This is a genomic window from Brachybacterium sp., from assembly GCF_052095815.1.
Classification (GTDB): domain Bacteria; phylum Actinomycetota; class Actinomycetes; order Actinomycetales; family Dermabacteraceae; genus Brachybacterium.
In genome coordinates this window covers 1-22,212 of the sequence record NZ_JBQDLF010000035.1, presented here as the reverse complement: position 1 = coordinate 22,212, position 22,212 = coordinate 1, and the positions used below count along the sequence as shown (strand labels likewise).

Sequence of the window (22,212 nt, the reverse complement as noted above, 5' to 3'; positions counted from 1 at the left end):
TCGGCTCGATCGGCTCGATCGGCTCGATCGGCTCGATCGGCTCGATCGGCTCGATGCGACCTTCGACCGCCGACGGCGGCTCGTCGGCCTCCGGCGCGCCCTCTTCCGGCGAGACGGATGGGCTCCCCTCGTCGTCGGGCCGCCGCTCCCAGACCAGCGGCGTCGGGGTGGTCACGCGGCTCACACCTGAATGGCCTGTCCACTCCACGCCGTGCCCCGGCACGTCCGGGTTCTCAGTGCGTTCGACGCTTGCGGCGCTCTTCTCCTTCTTGTTGCAGTGCGCGCAGGCGCCCTGTCCGTTGTCGAGGCTGGTGGCTCCGCCGCGCGAGACGGGCACGATGTGGTCGCTCTGGCGGATGGCGGCATTGCAGAAGGGGCCGCGACAGGTGGTGTCACGCCAGGTCAGGAATCGTTTCATCGCGGGCGGGAAGGCGCGGGCGGTCGAGTCCATGGCGACCAGCTCGCCGGTGGTCGGATGCGTGTAGAGCCGACGGATCTCGGCGCGGACAGCTGGCCCGTCGGCGTCGAAAGGATCGTCGGCCGGGTCCGCGGGTTCGGTGGTGACGGCGCGCAGCTGCTCTCGAACCGCCTCTGCCGGGACGGGGCCGTAGCCCTCGATGTGGGCGGTGTCGCCGGCGTCGGGACGGAACATGGCGCGATCGGTGATGATCAGGCCGATGTCCAGGGTGCCGGGCTCAATGGCGCCGCCGTCCCGTCCGAGCAGAGAGTCGGCGAAGGCGTCGGCCATGGCGGCGCTGTGTCCCTCTCGCGCCCCAGCGGCACGGCGTCGTTCTGCCTCGAGCGAGAACCGCTTGTGGATCCTGGCGGCGTCGATCGCCGAGAGCCGGGCGGAGAGGGTGGCCATGCCGTTCTGGCCCGGCTTCATCGTGACGTGGCGCTCCTTGTGCGCTCGGCGGTGACGGAGGGTGGCCCCGTCGGGGTCGAGTTCGCCCGCGATGGTCGCCACCGCGTCCTGCCAGCGCCTGGTGCCTGCGCCGTCGAACTCCGGGAGCCGCTGGCCGAGCCGGTGGTCCACCTCCCGGGCGAGCTCCGGGGTGAGGCCCGCGGCGGATCCCGCCACGGCGTAGGCGGCATCGCTGCTGATCTTGCCGGTCCGGAGCGCGTCCAGCATCTGCGGCAAGGTCTCGAGCAGACGCTGCGCGGAGGCGAGCGTGCGACCGGCCATGTGCGGTGAGCGCCGGGTGATCTGCGAGAGGTCATCCTTCGTGGTGTAGTCCGCCGCCTCCTCGACCGCTGCCTTGGACGGCTCTGCACCGTGCTCATGCGCTGCCTCGTCACGGGCCGCGGCGTACCGGTCACGGCGCGTGACGTCCCGCAGTGCGACCACTGACCGCGCCTCCAGCACGCCCATCGCCCCGACGCAGGCCTGGAGGTTGCCGAGCAGGTTCGAGAACTCTCGGCGGCTCCTCCCCGCGAGCTCGAACACCTCCCCCGGATCACCCGCGATCTCCTGCAGGAGATGGGCCAGATCCCCCAGCGCCTCAGCGAGTGCCGTCGGTCCCGCTTGCCGCAGCCCGTCGAGGAACGCCTGAGGGGAGAGTTCCCCCTCAGGGCCCGGGGTGCGCGGCGAAACAGTCATGACCCCATCGTTCCCGCAGGTGAGAAGCCACGAAAGGGCACTTGCGGAATTGTGGACGACAGGGGGCTGTGGAGGAACGGTGCGCCGAGCGGTCGCGCGCTGCGCTGTGCACCGGCCCGTTCAGCGCACGCTCCTCTCCAGGGTCGACAATGGGAGCCATGACGACTCTCGCCGACTTCACCGCCACCACGATCTCCGGCCAGGACCAGCAGCTCGCGGACCATCTGGGCTCCGTGGTGCTGGTGGTCAACACCGCCAGCAAGTGCGGGCTCACCCCGCAGTACGCCGGCCTGCAGGCCCTGCACGAGCGCTTCGGCGAGCAGGGCCTGACCGTGCTCGGCTTCCCCTGCGATCAGTTCATGCACCAGGAGCCCGGCACCGAGGAAGAGATCTCCGAGTTCTGCCAGATCAACTACGGCGTCAGCTTCCCGATGTTCGCGAAGGTCGAGGTCAACGGCGAGGACGCCCACCCGCTGTTCCAGTGGCTCAAGGCTTCCGACATCGACGCCGGCGACATCGAGTGGAATTTCGCGAAGTTCCTGCTCGGCCGCGACGGCACGGTGCTGCGCCGCTACGCGCCCGCAGTGGAGCCGGCCTACATCGCAGACGACATCGAGGCGGCCCTCGCCGCCACGGCCTGACCCCATTCAGCCCACGGCTGGCCCCCGGTCAGCTCCCGAGTGACCACCCGTCGGCGACCACCTGCTCGCGGTCGCCGGGCTGGTCCGTGTCCAGCACGTCCTTCCTGCCCTTGACCACCCGGAGCCTTCCCACCCAGGCGCCGAGCCCGCGGGTGGAGCCGTCGGTGTCCAGGCGCAGCCGGATCTGGACCTCGCCGGAGAGCGGCTCCCCGCCGTCGCCCGTGAGCGCGAAGGTGCCGTCCCAGAGCACGCGCCGACCCCAGCCGGTGATCTGCCCGTCGGCCACCTCGACCGGTTCTTCGTGCTTCGCCTCGAGGCGGCCGGAGAGCGGTAGCCAGGTCTCGCCCTGATCGGCCGAGGCCTCGAGGGTGAGGATGTCGTAGGCGGTCTCGAGGTGGGCGAACAGCTCCACGCGCAGCTCCGGCGAGCGTCCCGAACGATCTGCAGCGAGCTCGACCGCGAGGCTGAGCGTGGCGCTGGTCGCGTCCTCGGAGCCTGCGTGCCAGCCGTCGCGGACCTCCTTCGGCACCAGCCCGAGTGCGTGGGCGATGCAGGTGGAGACCTCGCGGCGGGTGACCGAGGTACTGGACCATTCGCGGGTGGGGTGCACCGAGTTCGTCAGCAGGATGACGATCGTGTCGGTGAGCGGGTCGATCACCAGCGAGGTGCCCGTGAATCCGGTGTGGGTGCCGCTGTAGGGGCTGGTGAGGCCTGCGTGGTAGAACCACGCCTCGAGCTCCGGGCCCAGGCCGCGGCGGGCCCCGCCGATGCCCGTGACGCCGGCGATCCGGTCGGTGAACATGTCCTGCACCGTGGCGGCCTTGAGGATCCGGGCCTCGCCGTAGCGTCCACCGCCGAGGAACATCTGTCCGAACACCGCAAGATCACGGGCGGTGGAGAACACTCCGGCATGGCCCGCCACCCCGCCGAGCGAGTAGGCGTTCTCGTCATGGACATGCCCGTGCACGAGATAGCCGTAATAGTCCACGTACTCGGTCGCGGCGATCCTGTCCTTCAGCTCCGCGGGTGGGTTGTACATCGTCTCGCTCATCCCCAGCGGCTGCGTGATGTGATCGCGCACGTACTCGTCCAGGCCCTGCCCGGAGAGCTTCTCGACGATCAGGCCCAGGGTGATCAGCCCGAGGTCCGAGTACACGTACGCGGTGCCCGGTGCGGCGTCCGGCGCGACGGTGAGCACGGCGTCCAGGCGCGAGGGGACATCCGGGTAGGCGGAGTAGAGGTTGATGAAGGCCGGGAGGCCGCCGACGTGGGTGAGCAGGTGTTGGACGGTGACATCGCCTTTCCCGTTCTGGGCGAAGCGGGGCAGGTGATCGGCGACCATGTCGTCCAGTCCCAGCAGTCCCTGTTCGACGTGCTGCATCACGGCGGTGGCGGTGAAGATCTTCGAGATCGAGGCGAGGTCGTAGATCGTGTCGGTGCGGGCGCGGATCCGCTGCTCTTCGGGCAGCTCGGTGGAGGCGTCCTGCCAGCGCAGCGCATATCCGTCGGCGTGCTCGTAGGCGATGCCGGCCTGGGAGGCGACCAGCAGGGACGCACCCGCGAAGCGAGGCGGATCGTTGTCGAGCCCGGCCCTGATGATCGCCGGGATGCCCTCGAGCTCTTCGGCGTCGAGGCCGACGGCGTCCGGCCGCGCCTCCCGCAGCGTCTTCCCGGAGCCGCGACGGTCCCAGGGATGGCGGTGGGGCTCGCCCCGGCTCCAGCTCGGGGCGGAGCGTGCGGATTGCGCGGTGGGGTGGTTCTTGTCCAGGTCGGGGTCGTGCAGGGCGGGGTCTCCTTCGGCATGCGCGGCGGCGGGGAGGCCGACGCCAGCTGCGGCGGCGAGCGCGGCCGCGGTCAGTCCGGTCCGACGGGTGATCCGGGGGTGCATGAGGCTCCTTCGCATCACGACGCTTCTGGACCGCTCCCGTCGTCGGGAGAGCCCGGACGCCGCCGCCCAACCTAGCGACGCGGCGCCGACGTGGCAACCGTCACAGCGGCGGCTCGGCGATGCACCAGCTCAGTGCGGCATTCACTCAGCGGGCCCAGTGCGGTGGTCACTCGGTGGGCGCCGTGCGGCAGCGCTCAGCGGGCCGGGAGCTCCGCCCGCTCGCGACGCACCTCGCGGATCCCGAGGATCAGGATCACGACTCCCGCGATCATCACCACGCCCCGGATCACCTCGACGATCACCTCGAGGACCGAGAAGACGTTCGATACGGCGACCGCAGCATCAGGGAGCTGCGAGGTGTCCCCGGAGACGGAGAAGGAGATGAAGAGCCCGAAGAGGGACGCGGCGATCATCAGCCCGGCACCGAGGCGCAGCTTCCCGCCGCCCTTGACCACCACCACGATGGCGAGCACGAAGGACGCCAGCCCCAGCCCGAGCATGCCCACCACGAGCACCAACGCGATCACCGCGGTCACGATGAGCTGCGGCGCGATCTCTCCGGTCATCATCTTCTCGGCGGCGTCGTCGGTGGGCAGCATCGTGAGCAGGTAGGTGCCGGCCAGCGCAAGCACCATCAGCACCGAGGTGATCACCAGCGCGGTCGCGGGCTTGAGCGGCTGATCGACGGGATGCACCGTGCGCTTCGAGCCGTTCGCCAGAGCGTTCATCGCTGACCCCCGTCCCGCTGCAGCTCGAGCACCGGCACGCAGGTCGGGCTGAAGCCCAGGACCTGCCCGTAGAACGACAGCGACGCCTCGGTGGCGCGGATGATCGTCTCCGCCCGGCGGAACCCGTGCTGCTCGCCCGCGAACAGCAGATATGCGTGCGGGATGCCCTTGGCGGCGAGCGCGTCACGGAACAGCTCCGACTGGCTGGGCGGGACGATCCGATCCTCCTCGCCCTGGAGCAGCAGCACCGGCACCTCGAGCTCGTCGACGTGGCTCAGCGGGGCGCGCTCGACGTAGAGGTCGCGCCGCTCGGGATAGGGGCCGACCAGCCCGTCGATGTACCGGGACTCGAAGTCGTGGGTGTCCATGCGGAACTTCTCGAGCTCGGCGACGCCGAAGCTGGAGACGCCCGCGGCGAAGGTGTCGGTGCGGGTGAGGCAGGCGAGCGTGGTCCACCCGCCGGCGCTGCCGCCCTCGATCGCGAGCCGGGCCCCGTCGGCGATGCCCTCGGCGACGAGGTGCTCCATCACGGCGACGGTGTCCTGCACGTCGACCACTCCCCACTGCCCGCGCAGGCGGTCGCGGTACTCGCGGCCGTAGCCGGTGGAGCCGCCGTAGTTGACCACCACCACGCCGAGGCCGCGAGAGGTGTAGTAGGCGATGGGCAGCGAGAGCACCGGCGGGACATGGGCGGTGGGCCCGCCGTGGACCTGCGCGATGAACGGCGGCAGCTCGCCCTCCCGGCCGGAGAAGCCCTGTTGCCGGGGGCGGTGGACGATCGCGTGGACCACGCCACCGCCGGGCAACGGCACCTCGATGCTCTCCGCGTGCGGCAGCAGCGCGGGATCGGGGGCGTCGCTGCGCGAGGAGCGCAGCGCGGACGTCGGCGACAGGGTCGGTGCCGACGGGGCGGGTGAGGCCAGGACCGACGGGTCCGCGACCGACGGGTCTGAGCCCGACGGAGAGTGCTGCGTCGCCGCTCCGTCGCCGAGGTCCAGGTGCGCGATATGGATCGCGGCGAACTGGGTCGGAGAGGCACCGGCGAGCACCAGCAGGCCGTCGGCCCGCAGCTCGGCGGCGGAGATCTGGGTGAGCGGCACCTCGAGCGGGCTCAGCTCTGCGGTGCTGAGCCGCAGCACCGACAATGCGGTCGCCGCCCGGCCGTGCTGCACCAGGGCACGGTCGGCGTCGAGCACCTGGTACCAGGTGGTGCCGAGCCCCCACATGGCGCTCGCGAACTCCACATCCAGCTCGATCACCTGGCGGGAGCCTCCGTCGGCCGACCACACCCAGGGGTTCCACCAGCCGGTCGCGTCGGAGAGGAACATCAGTCGCTGGTCATCCAGCCATTCGGGCTGCAGGACGGATGTCTCGATGCCCCCTGCGATGATCTCGCCCTCGCCGGCGCTGCCGTTGATGAGCGGGGCGAGGTGCAGCTCGGTGCCGTCCCACGGCATCTGCGGGTGCTCCCAGCTGATCCAGGCCACCTGGTCACCGCGCGGGCTGAGGCGGGCGTGCGCGACGAAGCGGGAGGACGGGGTGACGCGGCGCAGTGCCGAGCGGTCCTCGGCGGCGGAGCCGTCCAGCGGCACCGCGGCGACGTATCGCTCGATGTGCGGGGCGCCGTCCTCTCCCGTGCGCGGTCCGGCCTCGCCGCCGGTGTGGTCCTCGCAGATCCACCAGACCTCGGCGGTGCCGTCCGGGAGGGTGACCGGCGTGGGGTCGGCCCAGCGCAGGGAGGGGCCCTGGGCGGATTCGACCTCGGGGCCGACGGGGGTGAGCGGGCGGGGCTGCTCGCCCTCGCGCAGGGCGTAGACCCGCTGATCCTCGAAGTTCACGAAGACGACCAGCGGGGAGCCCTCGGCGCTGGAGCCCTCGGTGCTGGGGCTCTCGTCGCTGGGGTCCTCGGGCACCACGGTCCAGCTCGCGCCGCCGTACTCATGCACGCGGGAGCGGGCGTTGAAGGGGGCGGGCAGCACCGTGACGGGGTCTGCGGGGCGGTGCTCCTCGGCATCGTCGACCGCCGTGCTCGCGACCGCGGTGCGGCCGCCGGGCTGCGGGAGCGCGACCGGCCCGGCCGTGCGCACGATCGCCTGGCGGCCGCCCTCGGTCGCGATACCCTCCGTCCACCACACGGCATCGCCGACCAGGCGCGGGGCGCCCAGTCGGGTGCCGCCGGTCGCGAGGAGCTCGGCGGTGATGGGCGAGGGCCAGGAACCGTACGGGAGTGTGGTCACCATGGGCCCAGGGTATGCACTGGAGCCGCTCGGGACCTCCTCAACGCCCGGAGGAGCGGCGCCGATGCCTCAGAGCAGGATCGAGCCGGTCACCGTGAGCACGGTGTCGCCCCCGATCCAGATCGTGCCGTCGGCCTCGACCTGCACCTCGAGGCGTCCCTCGCGGTCCAGCACCGTGCCCTGCGCGACCGTCCACCGCTCGGGAGCCTCACCCCGAGCGACCAGCCACTGCGCGATGCCGGCGTTGAGGCTCCCGGTCACCGGGTCCTCGATGCCGCCGGGGGCGAAGGCCCGGACTTCGTAGCGGGGTCCGTCGGAGCCCTCATACCACCCCATCACTCCGACCTTCCACTCGGCGAGCAGGGAGAAGTCCGGGACGAGCGAGAGCACCTGAGCGGCAGTGGCCAGTTCGATCACCCGCCAGCCCGGGCCGTTGTCCGCCCAGGTGTGGTCGCGCACCGCAGAGGGTTCGAGGCCGAGGGCTGCGGCGATCTGCTGCACGTCGGATTCCTCGAGCCGCCCGCTGCGCCGCAGCGGTGGAGCGGCGAAGGCCAGGTGGTCATCGTCGCGCCGCACCTGGATGAGCCCTGCTCCGCACTCCTGGACGATCCGCTCCCCCGCCGGCTCGCCCCCGGCGTGCAGCCAGGCCCGCGCCGTGCCCAGGGTGGGGTGTCCGGCGAAGGGCAGCTCACCGGTGGGGGTGAAGATCCGCACCCGGTAATCGGCGTCGGGCACGGTGGGCGGCAGCAGGAACGTGGTCTCCGAGAGGTTCGTCCAGCGTGCCAGGCGCTGCATGTCCTCGGTGGTCAGCCCCTCTGCGTCGAGCACCACCGCCAGCGGGTTGCCGCGCAGGGGGCGGGAGGCGAAGACGTCGAGCTGGACGAAGGAGCGGCGGGACGAGGTCGGCATGGGCCCCATCCTGCCCTCCTGTGGTCTGCGGAGGGATCCACGTCCGCGGGCTCAGCGGTCGTCGTTGTGGGGCGTCTGCTCTCCCTCGCCCGGAGCCCGTTCGAGATCCTGCGGAGCGGTGCGCGGATCGACCGGGGACCCCGACAGATACGCGGCGCGTGAGAGCACGTTCGAGGCGACCGAGGAGACGATGATCAGGGCGATGACGGTGATGATCGTCTTGACCAGCATGTCTGCTGCGAATCCGTCGGTGCGGGTGTGCTGCAGGAATGCACCGACCACGATCATCGGCAGGCCCAGGCCCGTCGCCGGGGAGAGCACGTTGATCCGGGACAGCGAGTCCCGTGCCTGGAACATCGACAGTGCCGAGGTGAGCATCCAGAACCCGCCCCCGAGCAGTAGCACGGCGATCAGCACTGTCATCGCGATATCGAGCACGGCCATCATCGACGCCCCCTGGTGAGGATCCGCGCGAGCGCCACGGTGGCCAGGATCCCCAGCACCGAGGCGATGAGCGCTGCGTCCACTGCGGCCGCGGACTCCTTGAACAGGCCCACCAGGACGATCACGCCGATGGCGGAGAAGAAGACGAGGTCACCGACCACCGCGCGGCTGGCGGGATCGGGCGCGGTGGCGACCCGGAACAGGCCCACCAGGATCGTCGCCGCCAGCAGGACGACGGTCAGCCATAGAACCACGCTCATCGCTTCTCCTCCCGATCGGTGGAGCGCGATGGCCCCGGTGTCCTGCGCGCATCGCGCCCGTCGCCCTCATGGACGTGGCGTGCCATCCGACCGTCGGCATAGCGCTCGTCAGCGGTGCCGCCGCGCAGCGGCTGCAGGGTCGCATCCGCCCCGCCCCGGCCGCGGGTGGCGCGCAGCAGCCGGTCCTCCATCTCGCTGAGGTCGGCGAGGATCTGCTCGCGCGACTCGGCGAAGAGCGCGTGCACGAACAGGCTGGGCCCCTCCTCCAGGGTGCCGTGGGCTGTGCCGACCACGAGCGTGCCGGGAGTGATCGTGATCGAGGAGGCCATGGCGACAATCTCGACGTCGGTGGTGCAGCGCAGCGAGTACTCCACGATCGCGGGCGAGCTGCGGGTGGCCGGGCTGTAGACGCCGCGGGCGACGCCGAACGAGCCCTTGACGATCTCGACGAGGATCCAGAGCACGTAGCTCGCCGCGTACCACAGGCGCATCATCAGCTCTTCACCGCTTCCACGTAGGCGTCGACGTCGAGCAGACCGATCGCGGCCGTGTCGAAGACGGTCAGCAGCAGTCCGATGCCGACGAACATCGCGAGCGACAGCGCCATCATCACCGCGCCCGGCAGCGCGAGCCGCCACGGCACCCGCACCTCGGCCGGCAGCGGCACCTCGGCGCCGCGTCCGGTCTGCGCGTCGTCGGGCCGGTAGGTGGTCATGTCATCTCCCCAGGCGATACGGCGCCACAGGCGCTGCAGTCCCAGCAGGGATCCCACGGAGGCTGCCAGCACCGCGAGGATCGCGGCCCAGCCGAGGACGACGTCCCCGGTCGATGCCTGCTCGGCGGAGGCCCCGAGCAGGCCGATCTTGCCCCACAGGCCCGACGTGGGCGGCAGCCCCACGAGGCTGAACAGGCCCAGGGCGAGGATCGCGATCACCCAGGGGTCGCGCCGGGCGAGTCCCGAGAGATGCTCGAGACGGCCGGATCCGTAGGTGTGCTCGATCGCCCCGGTGGTCAGCAGCAGCGCCGACATCGTCAGCACGTGGTGGACCAGGTAGAGCAGCCCCGCGGTGAGCGAGAGCTGGGTGAACAGCACCAGGCCCAGCAGGATGTGGCCGACTCCGGCCACCATCTGATGGCCCATCGCGGTGCGCAGGCGGGACGAGGCGGCGGTGGAGAACGCGCCGACGAGGATGGTCGTGATCACCAGGACGGCGAGCACCGCGAGGAACGGCATGCCCTCGGAGAACGTCACCGAGACGATGCGGTACATCGCGTACAGCGCCACCTTGGTGTGCAGCGCGGAGAACAGAGCCATGATCCCGCCCGAGGTCGCCGGGTAGGCGCGCGGCAGCCAGGAGTGCACGGGGACCATGCCGCCCTTGACCGCAAGGGCCAGCAGCACCACGGCGAGTGCGGCCGCGGTCATCGGGTCCTCGCTGCCGGCCCCGGCCAGCTCGGCGAGGTTCACGGTGCCCGCGGTCCCGTACACGAAGCCCACGCCGATCAGCAGCACGGTCGAGGTGAGCAGGTTGACCAGGACGAACAGCCGTCCGATGCCGAGTCGGCGCCAGGTGCCGGTCACGGCGATGAGCGCGTAGGAGGGCATCAGCATGACCTCGACCCACACGAACAGGTTGAACAGGTCGCCGGTGAGCAGCGCGCCGTTGACCCCGGCGGTCAGCAGCAGCACCAGCGGGGGCACGAAGCGGTAGCGAGACTCGCCCGTCATCAGCAGGAACGCGCTCGCGGCGAGCGTGGAGACTGCCGTGACCAGCAGCATCACGGCACTGGCCGAATCGGACACGAAGGGGATCGCCAGCACGTCGGAGAATCCGCCGACGGCGTGGGAGATCACCGGCACGCGCTGGTGGAACAGCAGGAGCCACACCGCTGCGGCGCCGAGCAGCACGGGGACCGCGAGCAGCAGCACGCGTTCGATCACAGGGCGCCGGAGGACCACCAGGATCGCGGCCCCCAGCAGGGGGACCACCACGAACAGCGGCAGCAGGGCGGGGTCGACGGCAGGGATCATTGGTCTCGGGACTCCCCGGTCGACGGGTGCTGGGCCATGTCGTCATCGCGTCCGATCACAGCCAGGGTCAGCATGAAGATGGTGACCGCCATGGTGATGACGATGGCCGTCAGGACGAAGGCCTGGGGCAGCGGATCTGCCATGTCGGCGCGGGATGAGATGTCGGTGAGCGGCTCGGCGCGCCATCCGGGGACCCCGGAGGCCAGCAGCACGAAGTTCGCCGCATGGCTGAGCAGGGTGATGCCGAAGACGGCGCGCACCATGTTGCGCTGGAGCAGCAGGTAGACACCGCCGGTCACGAGGACGGCCACGGTGAGGCTGAGGATCATCGGCGGCCGACCTCCTTCGGCTCGGTGCCGGTGTTGAGGTGCGCGGTGGCCACCCCGACCCGGCGGCGACGGGGAGCGGGCTCCCCACGGGTGGTCTCGAGCGGTCCGGGGAGCTCGCCCTCCACCGCCTCATCGGTGCGCTCGCGGGTGCCCTCGGCGGGCGGCGTGCCGCCCGTCGCGCTCGCTCCCAGCAGGTTCACCGCGATCATCACCAGTCCCAGCACGGCCAGGTAGACGCCGACGTCGAAGATCATCGAGGTGGTCAGGTGCACCCCCAGCACGTAGCCGTGCAGCGGCTCGAGGAAGCCGCCCTCGACGTACCCCATGAAGCCGGCGCCGAGCGCTGTGACGACGCCTCCGCCGATGAGGATCAGCGGCAGGCGGGGCGGGCCGATCTGACGGTCCCTCGAGGTGGACAGGTACAGCAGGGCCACGATCGCGGAGCCGACCAGGGCGGCGATGAAGCCGCCTCCCGGGGCGTTGTGACCGCGCAGGAACAGCACGGCCGAGATGAGCGCGAGGATCGGAGCGGTCACTCGCACCATGAGCTGCAGGGCTGCGGCGTTGCCCCAGGCGGAGCGGATCGCGCGATGCGCGGAGGTGCCCTCCTCTCGCAGGGCCGGACCGTGCTCGACCTCGTCGGCCGCTTCGGCGTCGGCGCTCTCCGAGGGGTCGATGAACCGGTGGCGCACGCTGGAGATCACCGCGACGATCGCGACGCCGGCCATCCCCAGCACGGACAGCTCGCCGAGGGTGTCCAGGGCACGGAACTCCACCAGGATCACGTTGACGATGTTGTGCCCGCCCGTGATCTCCTCGGCGTTCGCGATGTAGTACTCCGCGACGTCGCTGCGACCGCGCCGGCCCATGAACAGGAACATCCCGGCACCGCTCGCGAGGCCCACCAGCACGGCGACGGCCAGTGCACCGCGCCGGCGGGGACGCGAGGTGGCGAGGAAGTTCCGCGGCAGGCGCTGCAGGACGAGCATGATGATGATGATCGTCAGCGACTCGACCAGCAGCTGGGTCAGGGCGACGTCCGGGGCGCCCAGCACCAGGATCTGCACGGTGGCGAGGATTCCGATCGCGGAGAGCGTGACGGCGGCGCCGAGCCGGTCGTGGCGCGTGCACAGCGTGATGACGGCTGCGGTCATCAGCACCAGCAGGACGACGTCGAGGGGCTGGTTCATGCCCTCGGTCAACGGGGCGAGCCCGTCGCCCAGGACCGCCAGGGCGCCGAGGACGACGGCCGCGAAGGCGACCAGGATCGCGCCCAGGTGGCGCATCGGATCGTCCGAGGCGATTGGCCGCACCAGCACCCGCGCGACGCGTTCGGCCAGGGTGTCCACCGCGGTCAGGATGCGGGCGCCGTCGATCGGGAAGGGACGCGCCTCGAGCGCAGGCAGCAGGCGCCGACGGCCCAGGGCGAGCAGGGTGCCGGCCGCGATCACGGCCAGGGTGATGCCCAGCTCCGGGGTGAGGCCGTGCCACAGCGCGAGGTGGGGGTGGTGCTCGCCGCCGAGGGCCGCCTCCATCGCCCGGCCCACCGGGGTGTCCAGCACGCCGACGAAGAACGCGAGGGGCAGGCCCGCGAGGATCGGCAGCGCGGCCGGCCACAGCAGCAGCGCGCCGGGTCGGTGCGCGTCGGCCGGCCGGATGATCGCGCCCGCCGGGTCGGTGCCGCTCGGCGCGGTGCCTGCAGGCTCGGTGTCTGCCTGTGCAGAACCGGCATCGTCCCGAGCGGCGGCCGCCGCGGCGGCGTCGTCCCGCGCCAGCGCCGTCTCGTCGCGGCCGTCGATGAACGCGCCCAGCACGATCTTCGCGCAGTAGGCGAAGGTCAGGACGCTCGCACCGGCGATGCCGAGGGCGACCACCCAGCCCGTCCAGGCGGGGCCCTGGGTGGAGAGGGCTCCGGTCAGCAGCGACTCCTTGGAGGCGAAGCCGAGCATCGGGGGCAGTCCGGCCATGGACATGCAGCCCAGCAGGGTGATCACGAAGGAACCGGGCATCGCGCGGGCCAGGGCCGGCATCCGGCGCAGCTCCCGGGTGTGGACGGCGTGGTCGATCACCCCGACCATCATGAACAGCCCGGACTTGAACAGGGCGTGCGCGATGGTGTGGAGCACCGCCGCGAGGATCGCGGCGTCCGTGCCCACACCGATCAGGGTGACGATCAGGCCCAGCTGGCTGACCGTCGAATAGGCCATGAGCTTCTTGAGGTCGGGCTGCTGCAGGGCCAGGAATCCGCCGACGAAGGCGGTGACGAGACCGGCGGTGATCAGCAGGACGTTCCACGCGATCACGTCATGGAACGCCGGGCTGAAGCGCAGCAGCAGGAAGATGCCCGCCTTCACGACGGCGGCGGCGTGGAGGTAGGCGGAGACCGGGGTCGCCGCAGCCATGGCGTCGGGCAGCCACACATGGAAGGGGAACTGGGCCGACTTCGTGCACGCCGCGATCGCGACCAGCACGGCGACGAGGGTGGTGAACGCCGGGTCCGTCGACCAGACGTCGGCGGCGAGCACCTCGCTCACCGAGGAGGTGCCCAGGCGCAGGACCATCAGCGAGACCGCGGTCAGCAGCGCGAGGCCGCCGAGGAAGGTGATCAGCAGGGTGCGCATCGAGGCGGCCTGGCCCCCGCGGCCGGAGCGGGCGATCAGGAGGAAGGACGCGATCGAGGTCAGTTCCCAGGTCACGAACAGCAGCACGAGATCGTCGGCGAGGACCAGCCCCACCATCGACAGCGTGAACACGGCCATCACCAGGGAGAAGCTGAGCTGGCGGCCGGGGTCGAGGTAGCGGGCCGAGTACGCGAGCACCACGGCGCCGATGACCAGGGCGATCATCGCGAAGACGATGCCGATGCCGTCTGCCTTGAGGGCGAAGTCGATGCCCCATTGCCCGGCCCAGGGGACCGAGAAGGTGGTCAGCGAGTCATCGGAGGTCCCGCTGAGCACAGCGGCGGCCGCGGGGACCAGTGCCGCCGCGGCCACGAGGTAGAGCCCGGCGAGGATCCAGCAGGCGGACCGGCCGAAGGCCCGGTCCAGGACCGGGGTGAGCGCGACAGTCGCGACTAGGATCAGCAGGGTCCACAGCACCGACACCGTCAGCACCCCGGCCCGAAGCGGTCGGAGGCATCGTGGCGGGTCATGCTGGGGATCCTAGCGAGTTCTCCTGACCTCCCCAACTCGGTCCCGCTCCCCGTCCGCCGCCGGGCGATCGCGCGCACGCGCGAGAGAAATAAGCCTCAGCGGCCCGCCTCATGGTCATCGGCGCGGGCTTCGCGTGGTGAACGTCACCGCGGCTCCGATCCGTCCGGCGCGCTTCGTTGCTGCTCACCACGTTCACCAGAGCCAGATCTCCGGTGGCGACATGTCCCGCCCGCCGCCGGGGCGGCACCAGCGACGGATGTCGATGGCGCCGCCCGGGGTGATCAGTCGGCCTGGCTCATGAACGCGATGCCCTGCTCCTCCTCGAGACGGTGCAGGAAGGCCGCGGTGGCGTCGCGGTTCATCGGGGACAGCGGGCGATAGGTGCCGTCCCACCAGCCCTTGGTGATGCCCTCCTCCTGCAGCCAGGCGATCTCGGCCGCGTACTGGCTGCTCTCCGGGACGTCCTTGAAGGGACGCTCGGTGGGCCGGGGCACATCGGGCGAGCCGGCGTAGCGGTACACGAACGCGGCCATGGCGTCACGCGCGATGGGCTGCGTGGGGCGGAACGTGCGATCGGACCAGCCGGTCGTGATGCCCTGCTGGAAGGCCCAGATGATCTCCGTGTAGTGGGCCTGGCCCTTCCTGACGTCCGTGAAGGGCTCGCTGCGGGGGAGGTCCACCTCGGGCGATCCCGCCAGGCGGTAGAGGAAGGCGGCCATCGCGTCACGGTTGACCGGCTGCAGCGGGCGGAAGGTGGCGGTGCCGTCCGCCTCCGTCCAGCCCTTGGCGATGCCGTTCTCGAAGGCCCACAGCACCGACTCGTAGTGCTCATCGCCGGGACCCATGTCGGTGAAGGGATGCTCGGGCTCCTGGACCGTCGGCAGCACCTGGACGACGGCGGGCTTCGGGCCGGTGCCGTCGAAGTCGGGGAAGAACGAGGTGTGGGCGCCGTACTCGCCGTTCTCCCCCGGGTGCTGCACCGCCACGAAGGCGGTGCGATCCTGGTCGCGGATCACGGGACCGCAGGTCTCGGCGTCGCGGGGGACGGCGAGGAACTGCTCGACCCGGCCCCGGGACTCCCCCTCGAGGGTGACGCGGAACAGGCCGTCGTTCTTGCCGATGCTGCCGGGCTGGCCGTCGGTGGAGATCCACAGGTTCCCCACCGAGTCGAAGGCGAGGTTGTCCGGGCAGGAGATCGGTGAGACCTGGTCCCGGGGGAAGCCCGAGAAATAGGTGGTGTCGATCTGTTCCGGATCGCCGCACAGCAGCAGGATCTTCCAGGCGAACTCGGGGCTGGTGGGATCGCCCAGCTCGTCCATCTCGATGACATGGCCGTCTCGGTTGTTCGAGCGCGGGTTCATCTCGTCGGCGGGGGCATCGGTGCCGCGACCGGAGTTCTTGGTCAGCGCCACGTAGACCAGGCCGGTGGTCGGCGAGGGCTCGACGTCCTCCGGGCGGTCCATCTTGGTGGCGCCGACCTTGTCCGCCGCGAGACGGGTGAAGACCAGCACCTCCTCGACGCTCATGTCCTCGACCTGCGACTCGCCATCCTGGACCAGCGGGATCCAGCTGCCGCCGCCGTCGAAGGCGCCGTCTGCGGGGAGGTCGCCGGAGCCGTCGATCTCCTCCGGCGAGGTGGCGGTGAACGCGGCGACGTAGAGGTCGCCCTCGGACAGCAGGGTCATGTTGTGCGCGCGGTCGCCCTCGACGTAGGTGTCGCGGGAGACGAACTTGTACAGATAGTCGAAGACCTCGTCGTCGCCGGAGTAGGCGACGACTCGGCCGTCCTCGGCGACGCGGACGTTCGCGCCCTCGTGCTTGAAGCGGCCCAGCGCCGAGTGCTTCTTCGGGGTGGAGGTGGGGTCCCACGGGTCGACCTCGACGATCCAGCCGAAGCGGTTCGCTTCATTCTGGTAGCCCTCGAGGCGGGTGTCGAAGCGGGGGTAGCGGGTCTCCCATCCTCGCTGGGTGGCCTCGGTGCCGATCCCGTAGCGCTGGTCGGACTCGCTGCCGGGGGTGACGAAGTACTGGTGGAAGTTCTCCTCACCGGTGAGGAGCGTGCCCCACGGAGTCAGGCCGCCGGCGCAGTTGTTCAACGTGCCCTTGACCAGGGTGCCGGTGGGGTCATCCTGGGTGACCAGCAGCTCGGAGCCGGCTGCGGCGCCGGTCATCTCGAAGTCGTCGTCAAAGGTGATGCGGCGGTTCAGCTCGCCGTCGATGACGTAGGTGTAGGGCGCCTTGCGGCTCTCCCGTTCGAGCTCGACCACGGTCAGCCCGTGGGCTGCCATGCCGATCTCGATCATGTCCTCCTCGGAGGTGCCTGCGGGGAACATGATGTTCTCGTTCGTGTACTCGTGGTTCACGAACATCACCGCGCGCAGGCCGTCCGAGCCCGGGATCTCCTGGATCTCGGTGTAGTCGTTGTTGTAGCCGAACTGACGCTTCTGCGCCTCAGCGCTCTGGGCATCCCAGTCGAAGGCGGGCGCGTCGGAGAACAGCGGATCTCCCCAGCGGATGACGGGGTGCCACTCGAAGCCCTCGGGAACCGTGAACTCGTCGACATCGGAGGCGACGGACTCGATCGCGGTGAAGTCCAGCGGGGTTCCGCCCGGGGCCAGCGCAGGGGCAGTGCCGAGTGCGGGGGCGGCGCCCTGCGGAGCGGCGAGGGCTCCCTGGGTGCCGGCGACGCCGATGGCGATCGCGGCGGTGGTCCCGCCGAGCATCGCGCGACGCGAGATCGCGGAGGAGACGATGTCGCGGAAGCTCGGGTTGTCGCTGTGGTTGCACGGGCCGAGTGCGCACTGGTTGCCGCACTTCAGCGCACAGGTCACCGGCGAGCGTTTGCCCCGGACATGATCCTTCATGAGCAGCGGGAGGTCGATGAGAGCCATCAGGAGGTCCTTTGCTGTCGATCGTTCGCTCACCGCCAGCGGGCGGCGAGCAGGGTCGACGATGCGACAGCAAAGTGAGGGACGGTTCACGAGTCCACGACGCCAGAGTGAACTCTGGGCTCACAGCAGACGACGCCGGTGCTGGCCCGGCAGTGCGTCACGAGTGCGTCAGAAGCGCGTCAGAAGCACGTCGGCGGCGCGCCGGGAGCCCCTCAGAAGCGGGACGGTGCGACGAACCCCTCGGGTTTGACCAGCACCACGGGCACCGGGGATTCGATCGCGACCCGCTGGGAGGTGGAGCCCAGCAGGATCTTCCCGATCGGGGTGCGCCGGCGGATCCCGAGCACCACCAGGATCACGCTGTCGTGCTCGATCGCGTCGAGGATGTCATCGGCCGGATCGTCACGCTTGGGGACGGTGCGCAGCTCGTACTCCAGGCCGGTCTCCGCCAGGCGCTCGTCGAGCGGGCGCTGATCCGTGACGCCACGGGCCTTGCGGGGGTCCGGGGCCCGCTCGGAGGCGAGCACCAGCAGCGAGGCGTCGCGTCGCTTCGCCTCCTGAACGGCATAGGCGAGCGCGGCCTCGCTGGTGGCACTGGGAACGTAGGCCAGCAGGATGGTGGTCATGGATTCTCCCTCGGGGGAAACAGGGTCGGGCGGGCGGGTGTGAGAGCCGGGCGGGCGGGTGTGAGAGCCGGGCGGGCGGGTGTGAGAGCCGGGCGGGCGGGTGTGAGAGCCGGGCGGACAGGCCGACCGGGTCAGGATTTCCCGATGTCATCGGGCTGGTGGAAGCGGGTGCGGCGGGCCCTGACTGCGCTGTTGTAGAACCAGGTGACGATGTACAGCAGCAACCCGATCGCGAGCAGACCACCTGCGATGACGTAGTTCTGCAGGGGCTGCGCGAGCGGGGTCACCAGAGCGAAGGAGGTGATCGCGCCGACGATCGGGAGCACCGTGGGGGTGCGGAAATGAGGCACTCCGACCTTGTCCTTGCGCAGCACCAGCACGGAGATGTTGACCATCCCGAAGACCGTCAGCAGCAGCAGCGCGGTGGTGCCGCCGAGAGCTGCGATCGTCTCCTCGGCGAGCACATAGCGCACCGAGAGCACCAGGGCGAAGGCGAGCACGGTGGAGAAGATGATGCCGGCCCAGGGAGTGCGGCGGCCGCGCAGGACGCCCTTGAGGAAGCCGGGCAGCACGCCCTGCTTCGACATGCCGTAGAGCAGGCGCGAGGCCATCATCATGTTGATCAGCACGGTGTTGGCGACCGCGAAGATCGAGATGAATGCGAAGATCGTGTCGATCGGGATGCCGGGGGCACCCACCTCGACCACCGTCAGCAGCGGGGTGCTCGCCTCGGTGAGCTGACCGATCGGGACCACGGCCACGGCGATCACGGAGATCAGCACGTAGACCAGCCCGGTGATGGAGAGGCCGCCGATCAGGGCCTTCGGGAAGTTCTTCACCGGATCGACGGTCTCTTCGGCCATGTTCACCGAGTCCTCGAAGCCCACCATCGAGAAGAACGCGAGCGCCGTCGCGCCGATGATCGCCATGAACAGGCTCTTGTCCCCCGCCGTCTCGAACAGGATCACGCGGGAGAAGTCCGCCTTGCCCTGGCCGATCGCGAAGAATCCCACCAGCACCACGAGCATCAGGCCGGTCAGCTCGATGAGGGTGAGCACCACGTTGGCCTTCACCGACTCCGAGACGCCGTACATGTTGATGCAGGCGACCAGGGCCAGGAACACCAGCGCGATGATCGTGGCCGTCCCGAAGGAGGCATCGCCCAGGCTCTCCTCCAGCTGGAAGGCCTTCAGCACGTTCTCTGCCAGGAAGATGGAGCTGGTCGACGCCGAGGTGATGCCCGAGGAGAGCACCGCGAAGGTCACCATGAAGGTGACGAAGTGGATGCCGAAGGCCTTGTGCACGTACAGCGCCGCCCCGGCCGCCTGCGGGTACTTGGTGACCATCTCGACGTAGGACAGCGCCGAGACCATCGCGACGGCGAAGGCGATGATGATCGGCAGCCAGCCGGCGCCGCCGACCTCGCCCGCGACCTTGCCGGTCAGTGCGTACACGCCGGTGCCGAGGATGTCGCCGACGATGAACAGCAGCAGCAGCTTGGGCGTGATCGCCTTCTTCAGCTCCGGCTGGTCGGTGCTCGGGCCGCCGGCGTCGGCGGCCGGTTCGGGGGCGGTCGGGCTCGACTCGCTCATGGGGTCCTCCAGGGGAGAGTGCGGAGCCGGCGGCGGGGACGCCCGGGGCCGACGGATGGCCCGGACGGGGGAACCCCGCACGACGGTGCACGCACTCTACTCCTGGGTGACCGTGCTCACAGTCGGGGGATCGCCGGCACCGACCAGCGTCTCCGACGTCCGCTCGTCGGTCTCCTCGTCGGCCTCATCGGCCTCGGAGCTGTGGGAGTCCAGGCGCAGGGTCTGCACCCACTGGCGCGAGGCGTCGGAGCTGATCGCCATCACGCCCAGGGCGGAGGCTCCCGCCCCCACCAGCAGCGCATGGGAGACCTCGCCGCTCATCGACGTGGCCACGGCCAGACGCGCGAAGGCATCGGCGGTGAACAGCGCCATCAGCGCGATGCGTGCCCAGCGGCTGCGGCGCAGCACCCCGATCTGGAGCACCAGCAGGCCGGCCGCGAACGCGGTGGCGAGAGCGATCTCCTCCGCGGCCGGCAGCACCAGCGCCAGATCCGGGAACAGGGCCGGCAGATCCGTGCCGGTGAGCATCGACACCCACTGCACCCCCACCAGCACCGCCTGCAGCAGCACCAGCAGGCCCGTGAAGACCACGGTGGGCGGCGGCAGATGGTGATCGGAGGCGCGGGCGATGACCTCGTGGAAGTCGTCGACCGTCTCCTGCCACTGGGCGGTCAGCTCGTCGGCGACGTCGGTGCGCCTGCCCGCCGGTGCCCCCAGGCGGGCCGCGGCCAGAGCCGACTGGGTCGCGGCGCGGGCACGGGACTTCATCACCGAGGTGCCGGTGGGCCGGTGGCGGGCCAGCATCATGGCGCTCGCCCCGTCGGAGCGCGCGGCCGCGCCCCCCACGTCGAGCACCGGCAGGTCGCCGTCGGTGCGGATCCGGTCCCCCTGCCCGTTGCGGTGGTGATAGGCGGCGGAGAACTCCTCGATCACCTCCACCTCGATCTGCGGATCCGCGAAGCGCACCGTGTCGACGACGTAGTCGCGCTCGACGTCGATGTTCTCGTCGATGCGGTGAGTGATCTGCAGGGTGAAGAAGGAGAAGCCCACGGCACGGTCGTAGGTGCCTGCGGCGAGCCAGTCCGCGCGGTACCCGCCCGGCAGCACGAAGTCCTTCGGCATCCGCCAGAAGCGCACGTGATGGCGCTTGGTGGTGGTGCCGCCCACCTCCTGCTGATACGTGAAGTCGTGACGCCGGCCCATCAGGTACAGGTCCGAGACGGGCGCGGCCGGATAGGAGCGGCGCAGCAGCGTCGAGCGCACCATCGACCAGGCCGAGGAGAGGGTCCGCTCCTCGGCGAGCACCCAGCCTGCCCGGCGCATCGCCACGTGCAGGTCCCGCTCGGAGCCGTCGAAGGCCAGATTGATCGGGTCCGAGAGCACCCCCTCGGTGGTGCGGGTGCGGCCGAAGAAGTAGTCCGGCAGGTAGATCCACGTCATCAGCTGATGCAGGCGCGGCAGCGTGATGTAGGTCAGCAGCACCCAGAACCCCAGCAGGTACAGCAGCCGCACTGGGGTCAGGGAGACGCCCTCGACCAGGTACAGCAGCGCCAGCCACAGGGACACCACCACGCCCGCGGCGATGAACAGGTTGTCCAGCAGCGCGTACAGCTCGAACCGGGGACCGGCCGGGGTGTGCCCTCGCGGATGGTCGTAGACGGGGGGCTCCCGCGGGACCGGACGGTCCAGCGGGATCAGGCGCGAGGCGCGCGCCGGGGTCATCGGGGCGCACCGGTCCGCGTCGGCGTCCACGGGGCGGTCGCTGTGCTCCACGAGCTCATGGGCCCATCGTAAGGTTGAGCGGTCCGCGACTTCCCAGGAGGAACCCATGACCATCGCCTCGCTGCCGTTCCACGACGGCCACTCGATCCCCCAGCTCGGCTACGGCGTGTTCAAGGTCGATCCGGACATCGCGGCCGACGTCACCGCGCAGGCCCTGACCGCCGGGTACCGCCACATCGACACCGCCCGGGCGTACGACAACGAGGAGGGCGTGGGCCGCGCCGTCGCCGAGTCCGGGATCGCCCGTGAGGACCTGTTCATCACCACCAAGCTGTGGAACGACTCCCACGCCTACGACGACGCGATCGCGGCCTGCGAGGCCTCGCTCGAGCGGCTCGGCCTCGACTACCTCGACCTCTACCTGGTGCACTGGGCCGTGCCCGCGCAGGGCCGGTACGTCGAGGCGTGGAAGGCGCTGATCGCGCTGAAGGAGCGCGGCCTGGTGCGCTCGATCGGCGTCTCCAACCATCCTCGCCCGCAGCTCGAGGAGATCATCGAGGCGACCGGCGTGGTCCCCGCGATCCACCAGATCGAGCTGCACCCCTACTTCCAGCAGCGAGACCTGCGCGCGCTGCACGCCGAGCACGGCATCCTCACCCAGGGCTGGGGGCCGCTCGGCCAGGGCAAGTCCGATCTGCTCGAGAACGAGACGATCACCTCGATCGCCGCCGCGCACGGCGTGACACCCGCACAGGCGGTGCTGGCCTGGCATCTCGCGCACGGCTTCGTGACCATCCCGAAGTCGGTCACGCCGTCCCGCATCGTGGAGAACCTCGCCGCGGCGCAGGTGGACCTCAGCGCCGACGAGGTCGCCGCGATCGACGCGCTCGACCGCGAGGACGGCCGCGGCGGCGCGGACCCGGCCACCAAGACCGCCTGAGGCCCGGCGGGACGGGGGTGCCTGGGCGCCTCCCCCGCGCTGGCCTTCCCCGAAGTGACCACGCCCGCTGCGGCCTCCCCCTAGGTGACCGAACAGTAGCTGGCGGATGAGCGCACGCTCTTCGTATATAGGAAGAGCGTGCGCCTATCCGCCACCTCCCGGGATCGTCCCGGCCCCCGGCTCCCCGGCGCAGGGACCCAGCGGGACGCGGCGCGGCGGGG

General features: G+C 70.6%; 17 protein-coding genes. 2 read left to right on the top strand and 15 right to left on the bottom strand.

All coding sequences use genetic code 11. From position 1 onward, the window contains the following. Nucleotides 1-1,600, bottom strand: a 1,600-nt coding sequence (locus ACTH43_RS13305; RefSeq protein WP_441445383.1) for a DUF222 domain-containing protein, incomplete at its 3' end; no start/stop codon positions are given. Nucleotides 1,601-1,758: 158 nt separating this feature from the next. Here ACTH43_RS13305 and ACTH43_RS13300 point away from each other — a divergent pair. Then, complete coding sequence (locus ACTH43_RS13300; protein ID WP_441445382.1) at nucleotides 1,759-2,241, top strand: glutathione peroxidase; 483 nt, start codon at nucleotides 1,759-1,761, stop codon at nucleotides 2,239-2,241. A gap of 28 nt (nucleotides 2,242-2,269) precedes the next feature. Here the strand turns inward: ACTH43_RS13300 and ACTH43_RS13295 are convergent, their stop codons facing one another. The 14 genes from ACTH43_RS13295 to ACTH43_RS13230 form a co-directional block, all read right to left on the bottom strand. Next, complete coding sequence (locus ACTH43_RS13295; protein ID WP_441445381.1) at nucleotides 2,270-4,129, bottom strand: serine hydrolase domain-containing protein; 1,860 nt, start codon at nucleotides 4,127-4,129, stop codon at nucleotides 2,270-2,272. Between the two features lie 194 nt (nucleotides 4,130-4,323). After that, nucleotides 4,324-4,857, bottom strand: coding sequence for a hypothetical protein (locus ACTH43_RS13290; protein ID WP_441445380.1), 534 nt, complete (start codon nucleotides 4,855-4,857; stop codon nucleotides 4,324-4,326). Further along, nucleotides 4,854-7,097: a dipeptidyl-peptidase 5 gene (locus ACTH43_RS13285; RefSeq protein ID WP_441445379.1), complete on the bottom strand. Its 2,244-nt coding sequence runs from the start codon at nucleotides 7,095-7,097 to the stop codon at nucleotides 4,854-4,856. The genes ACTH43_RS13290 and ACTH43_RS13285 overlap by 4 nt, the downstream gene beginning before the upstream one ends. Nucleotides 7,098-7,163: 66 nt before the next feature. Continuing rightward, nucleotides 7,164-8,003 carry a PhzF family phenazine biosynthesis protein gene (locus ACTH43_RS13280; RefSeq protein ID WP_441445378.1) on the bottom strand — a complete coding sequence of 280 codons (840 nt, stop codon included), beginning with the start codon at nucleotides 8,001-8,003 and terminating at the stop codon, nucleotides 7,164-7,166. Between the two features lie 51 nt (nucleotides 8,004-8,054). Beyond that, complete coding sequence (locus tag ACTH43_RS13275) at nucleotides 8,055-8,450, bottom strand: cation:proton antiporter (RefSeq protein ID WP_441445377.1); 396 nt, start codon at nucleotides 8,448-8,450, stop codon at nucleotides 8,055-8,057. Next, complete coding sequence (locus tag ACTH43_RS13270; protein ID WP_441445376.1) at nucleotides 8,447-8,707, bottom strand: monovalent cation/H+ antiporter complex subunit F; 261 nt, start codon at nucleotides 8,705-8,707, stop codon at nucleotides 8,447-8,449. The genes ACTH43_RS13275 and ACTH43_RS13270 overlap by 4 nt, the downstream gene beginning before the upstream one ends. Further along, nucleotides 8,704-9,201, bottom strand: coding sequence for a Na+/H+ antiporter subunit E (locus ACTH43_RS13265; protein ID WP_441445375.1), 498 nt, complete (start codon nucleotides 9,199-9,201; stop codon nucleotides 8,704-8,706). The genes ACTH43_RS13270 and ACTH43_RS13265 overlap by 4 nt, the downstream gene beginning before the upstream one ends. Continuing rightward, nucleotides 9,201-10,739, bottom strand: coding sequence for a monovalent cation/H+ antiporter subunit D family protein (locus ACTH43_RS13260; RefSeq protein ID WP_441445374.1), 1,539 nt, complete (start codon nucleotides 10,737-10,739; stop codon nucleotides 9,201-9,203). The genes ACTH43_RS13265 and ACTH43_RS13260 overlap by 1 nt, the downstream gene beginning before the upstream one ends. After that, nucleotides 10,736-11,068 carry a sodium:proton antiporter gene (locus ACTH43_RS13255; RefSeq protein WP_441445373.1) on the bottom strand — a complete coding sequence of 111 codons (333 nt, stop codon included), beginning with the start codon at nucleotides 11,066-11,068 and terminating at the stop codon, nucleotides 10,736-10,738. The genes ACTH43_RS13260 and ACTH43_RS13255 overlap by 4 nt, the downstream gene beginning before the upstream one ends. Next, nucleotides 11,065-14,181 carry a DUF4040 family protein gene (locus ACTH43_RS13250; RefSeq protein ID WP_441445372.1) on the bottom strand — a complete coding sequence of 1,039 codons (3,117 nt, stop codon included), beginning with the start codon at nucleotides 14,179-14,181 and terminating at the stop codon, nucleotides 11,065-11,067. Before ACTH43_RS13250 ends, ACTH43_RS13255 begins: the two co-directional genes overlap by 4 nt. A 320-nt stretch (nucleotides 14,182-14,501) precedes the next feature. Then, on the bottom strand, nucleotides 14,502-17,111 hold the full coding sequence (locus ACTH43_RS13245; protein ID WP_441445371.1) for an alkaline phosphatase PhoX: 2,610 nt from the start codon (nucleotides 17,109-17,111) through the stop codon (nucleotides 14,502-14,504). Between the two features lie 212 nt (nucleotides 17,112-17,323). Continuing rightward, nucleotides 17,324-17,737, bottom strand: a complete 414-nt coding sequence (locus ACTH43_RS13240; protein ID WP_441445370.1) for a universal stress protein — start codon at nucleotides 17,735-17,737, stop codon at nucleotides 17,324-17,326. Nucleotides 17,738-17,868: 131 nt separating this feature from the next. Continuing rightward, nucleotides 17,869-19,329, bottom strand: coding sequence for an APC family permease (locus ACTH43_RS13235; protein WP_441445369.1), 1,461 nt, complete (start codon nucleotides 19,327-19,329; stop codon nucleotides 17,869-17,871). 96 nt (nucleotides 19,330-19,425) lie between these two features. Next, nucleotides 19,426-21,102 (bottom strand): LssY C-terminal domain-containing protein, encoded by a 1,677-nt coding sequence (locus ACTH43_RS13230; protein WP_441445368.1) that lies wholly within the window; start codon nucleotides 21,100-21,102, stop codon nucleotides 19,426-19,428. Between the two features lie 55 nt (nucleotides 21,103-21,157). Between ACTH43_RS13230 and ACTH43_RS13225 the strand changes: the two genes are divergently transcribed. After that, nucleotides 21,158-21,991, top strand: coding sequence for an aldo/keto reductase (locus ACTH43_RS13225; protein WP_441445367.1), 834 nt, complete (start codon nucleotides 21,158-21,160; stop codon nucleotides 21,989-21,991). Nucleotides 21,992-22,212: the final 221 nt, after the last annotated feature.

What these genes read in the sequence shown, in the direction of transcription:
- ACTH43_RS13300 (WP_441445382.1), top strand. Translation starts at nt 1,759, where the DNA reads ATGACGACTCTCGCCGACTTCACCGCCACCACGATCTCCGGCCAGGAC.
- ACTH43_RS13295 (WP_441445381.1), bottom strand. Translation starts at nt 4,129, where the DNA reads ATGCACCCCCGGATCACCCGTCGGACCGGACTGACCGCGGCCGCGCTC.
- ACTH43_RS13290 (WP_441445380.1), bottom strand. Translation starts at nt 4,857, where the DNA reads ATGAACGCTCTGGCGAACGGCTCGAAGCGCACGGTGCATCCCGTCGAT.
- ACTH43_RS13285 (WP_441445379.1), bottom strand. Translation starts at nt 7,097, where the DNA reads ATGGTGACCACACTCCCGTACGGTTCCTGGCCCTCGCCCATCACCGCC.
- ACTH43_RS13280 (WP_441445378.1), bottom strand. Translation starts at nt 8,003, where the DNA reads ATGCCGACCTCGTCCCGCCGCTCCTTCGTCCAGCTCGACGTCTTCGCC.
- ACTH43_RS13275 (WP_441445377.1), bottom strand. Translation starts at nt 8,450, where the DNA reads ATGATGGCCGTGCTCGATATCGCGATGACAGTGCTGATCGCCGTGCTA.
- ACTH43_RS13270 (WP_441445376.1), bottom strand. Translation starts at nt 8,707, where the DNA reads ATGAGCGTGGTTCTATGGCTGACCGTCGTCCTGCTGGCGGCGACGATC.
- ACTH43_RS13265 (WP_441445375.1), bottom strand. Translation starts at nt 9,201, where the DNA reads ATGATGCGCCTGTGGTACGCGGCGAGCTACGTGCTCTGGATCCTCGTC.
- ACTH43_RS13260 (WP_441445374.1), bottom strand. Translation starts at nt 10,739, where the DNA reads ATGATCCCTGCCGTCGACCCCGCCCTGCTGCCGCTGTTCGTGGTGGTC.
- ACTH43_RS13255 (WP_441445373.1), bottom strand. Translation starts at nt 11,068, where the DNA reads ATGATCCTCAGCCTCACCGTGGCCGTCCTCGTGACCGGCGGTGTCTAC.
- ACTH43_RS13245 (WP_441445371.1), bottom strand. Translation starts at nt 17,111, where the DNA reads ATGGCTCTCATCGACCTCCCGCTGCTCATGAAGGATCATGTCCGGGGC.
- ACTH43_RS13240 (WP_441445370.1), bottom strand. Translation starts at nt 17,737, where the DNA reads ATGACCACCATCCTGCTGGCCTACGTTCCCAGTGCCACCAGCGAGGCC.
- ACTH43_RS13235 (WP_441445369.1), bottom strand. Translation starts at nt 19,329, where the DNA reads ATGAGCGAGTCGAGCCCGACCGCCCCCGAACCGGCCGCCGACGCCGGC.
- ACTH43_RS13225 (WP_441445367.1), top strand. Translation starts at nt 21,158, where the DNA reads ATGACCATCGCCTCGCTGCCGTTCCACGACGGCCACTCGATCCCCCAG.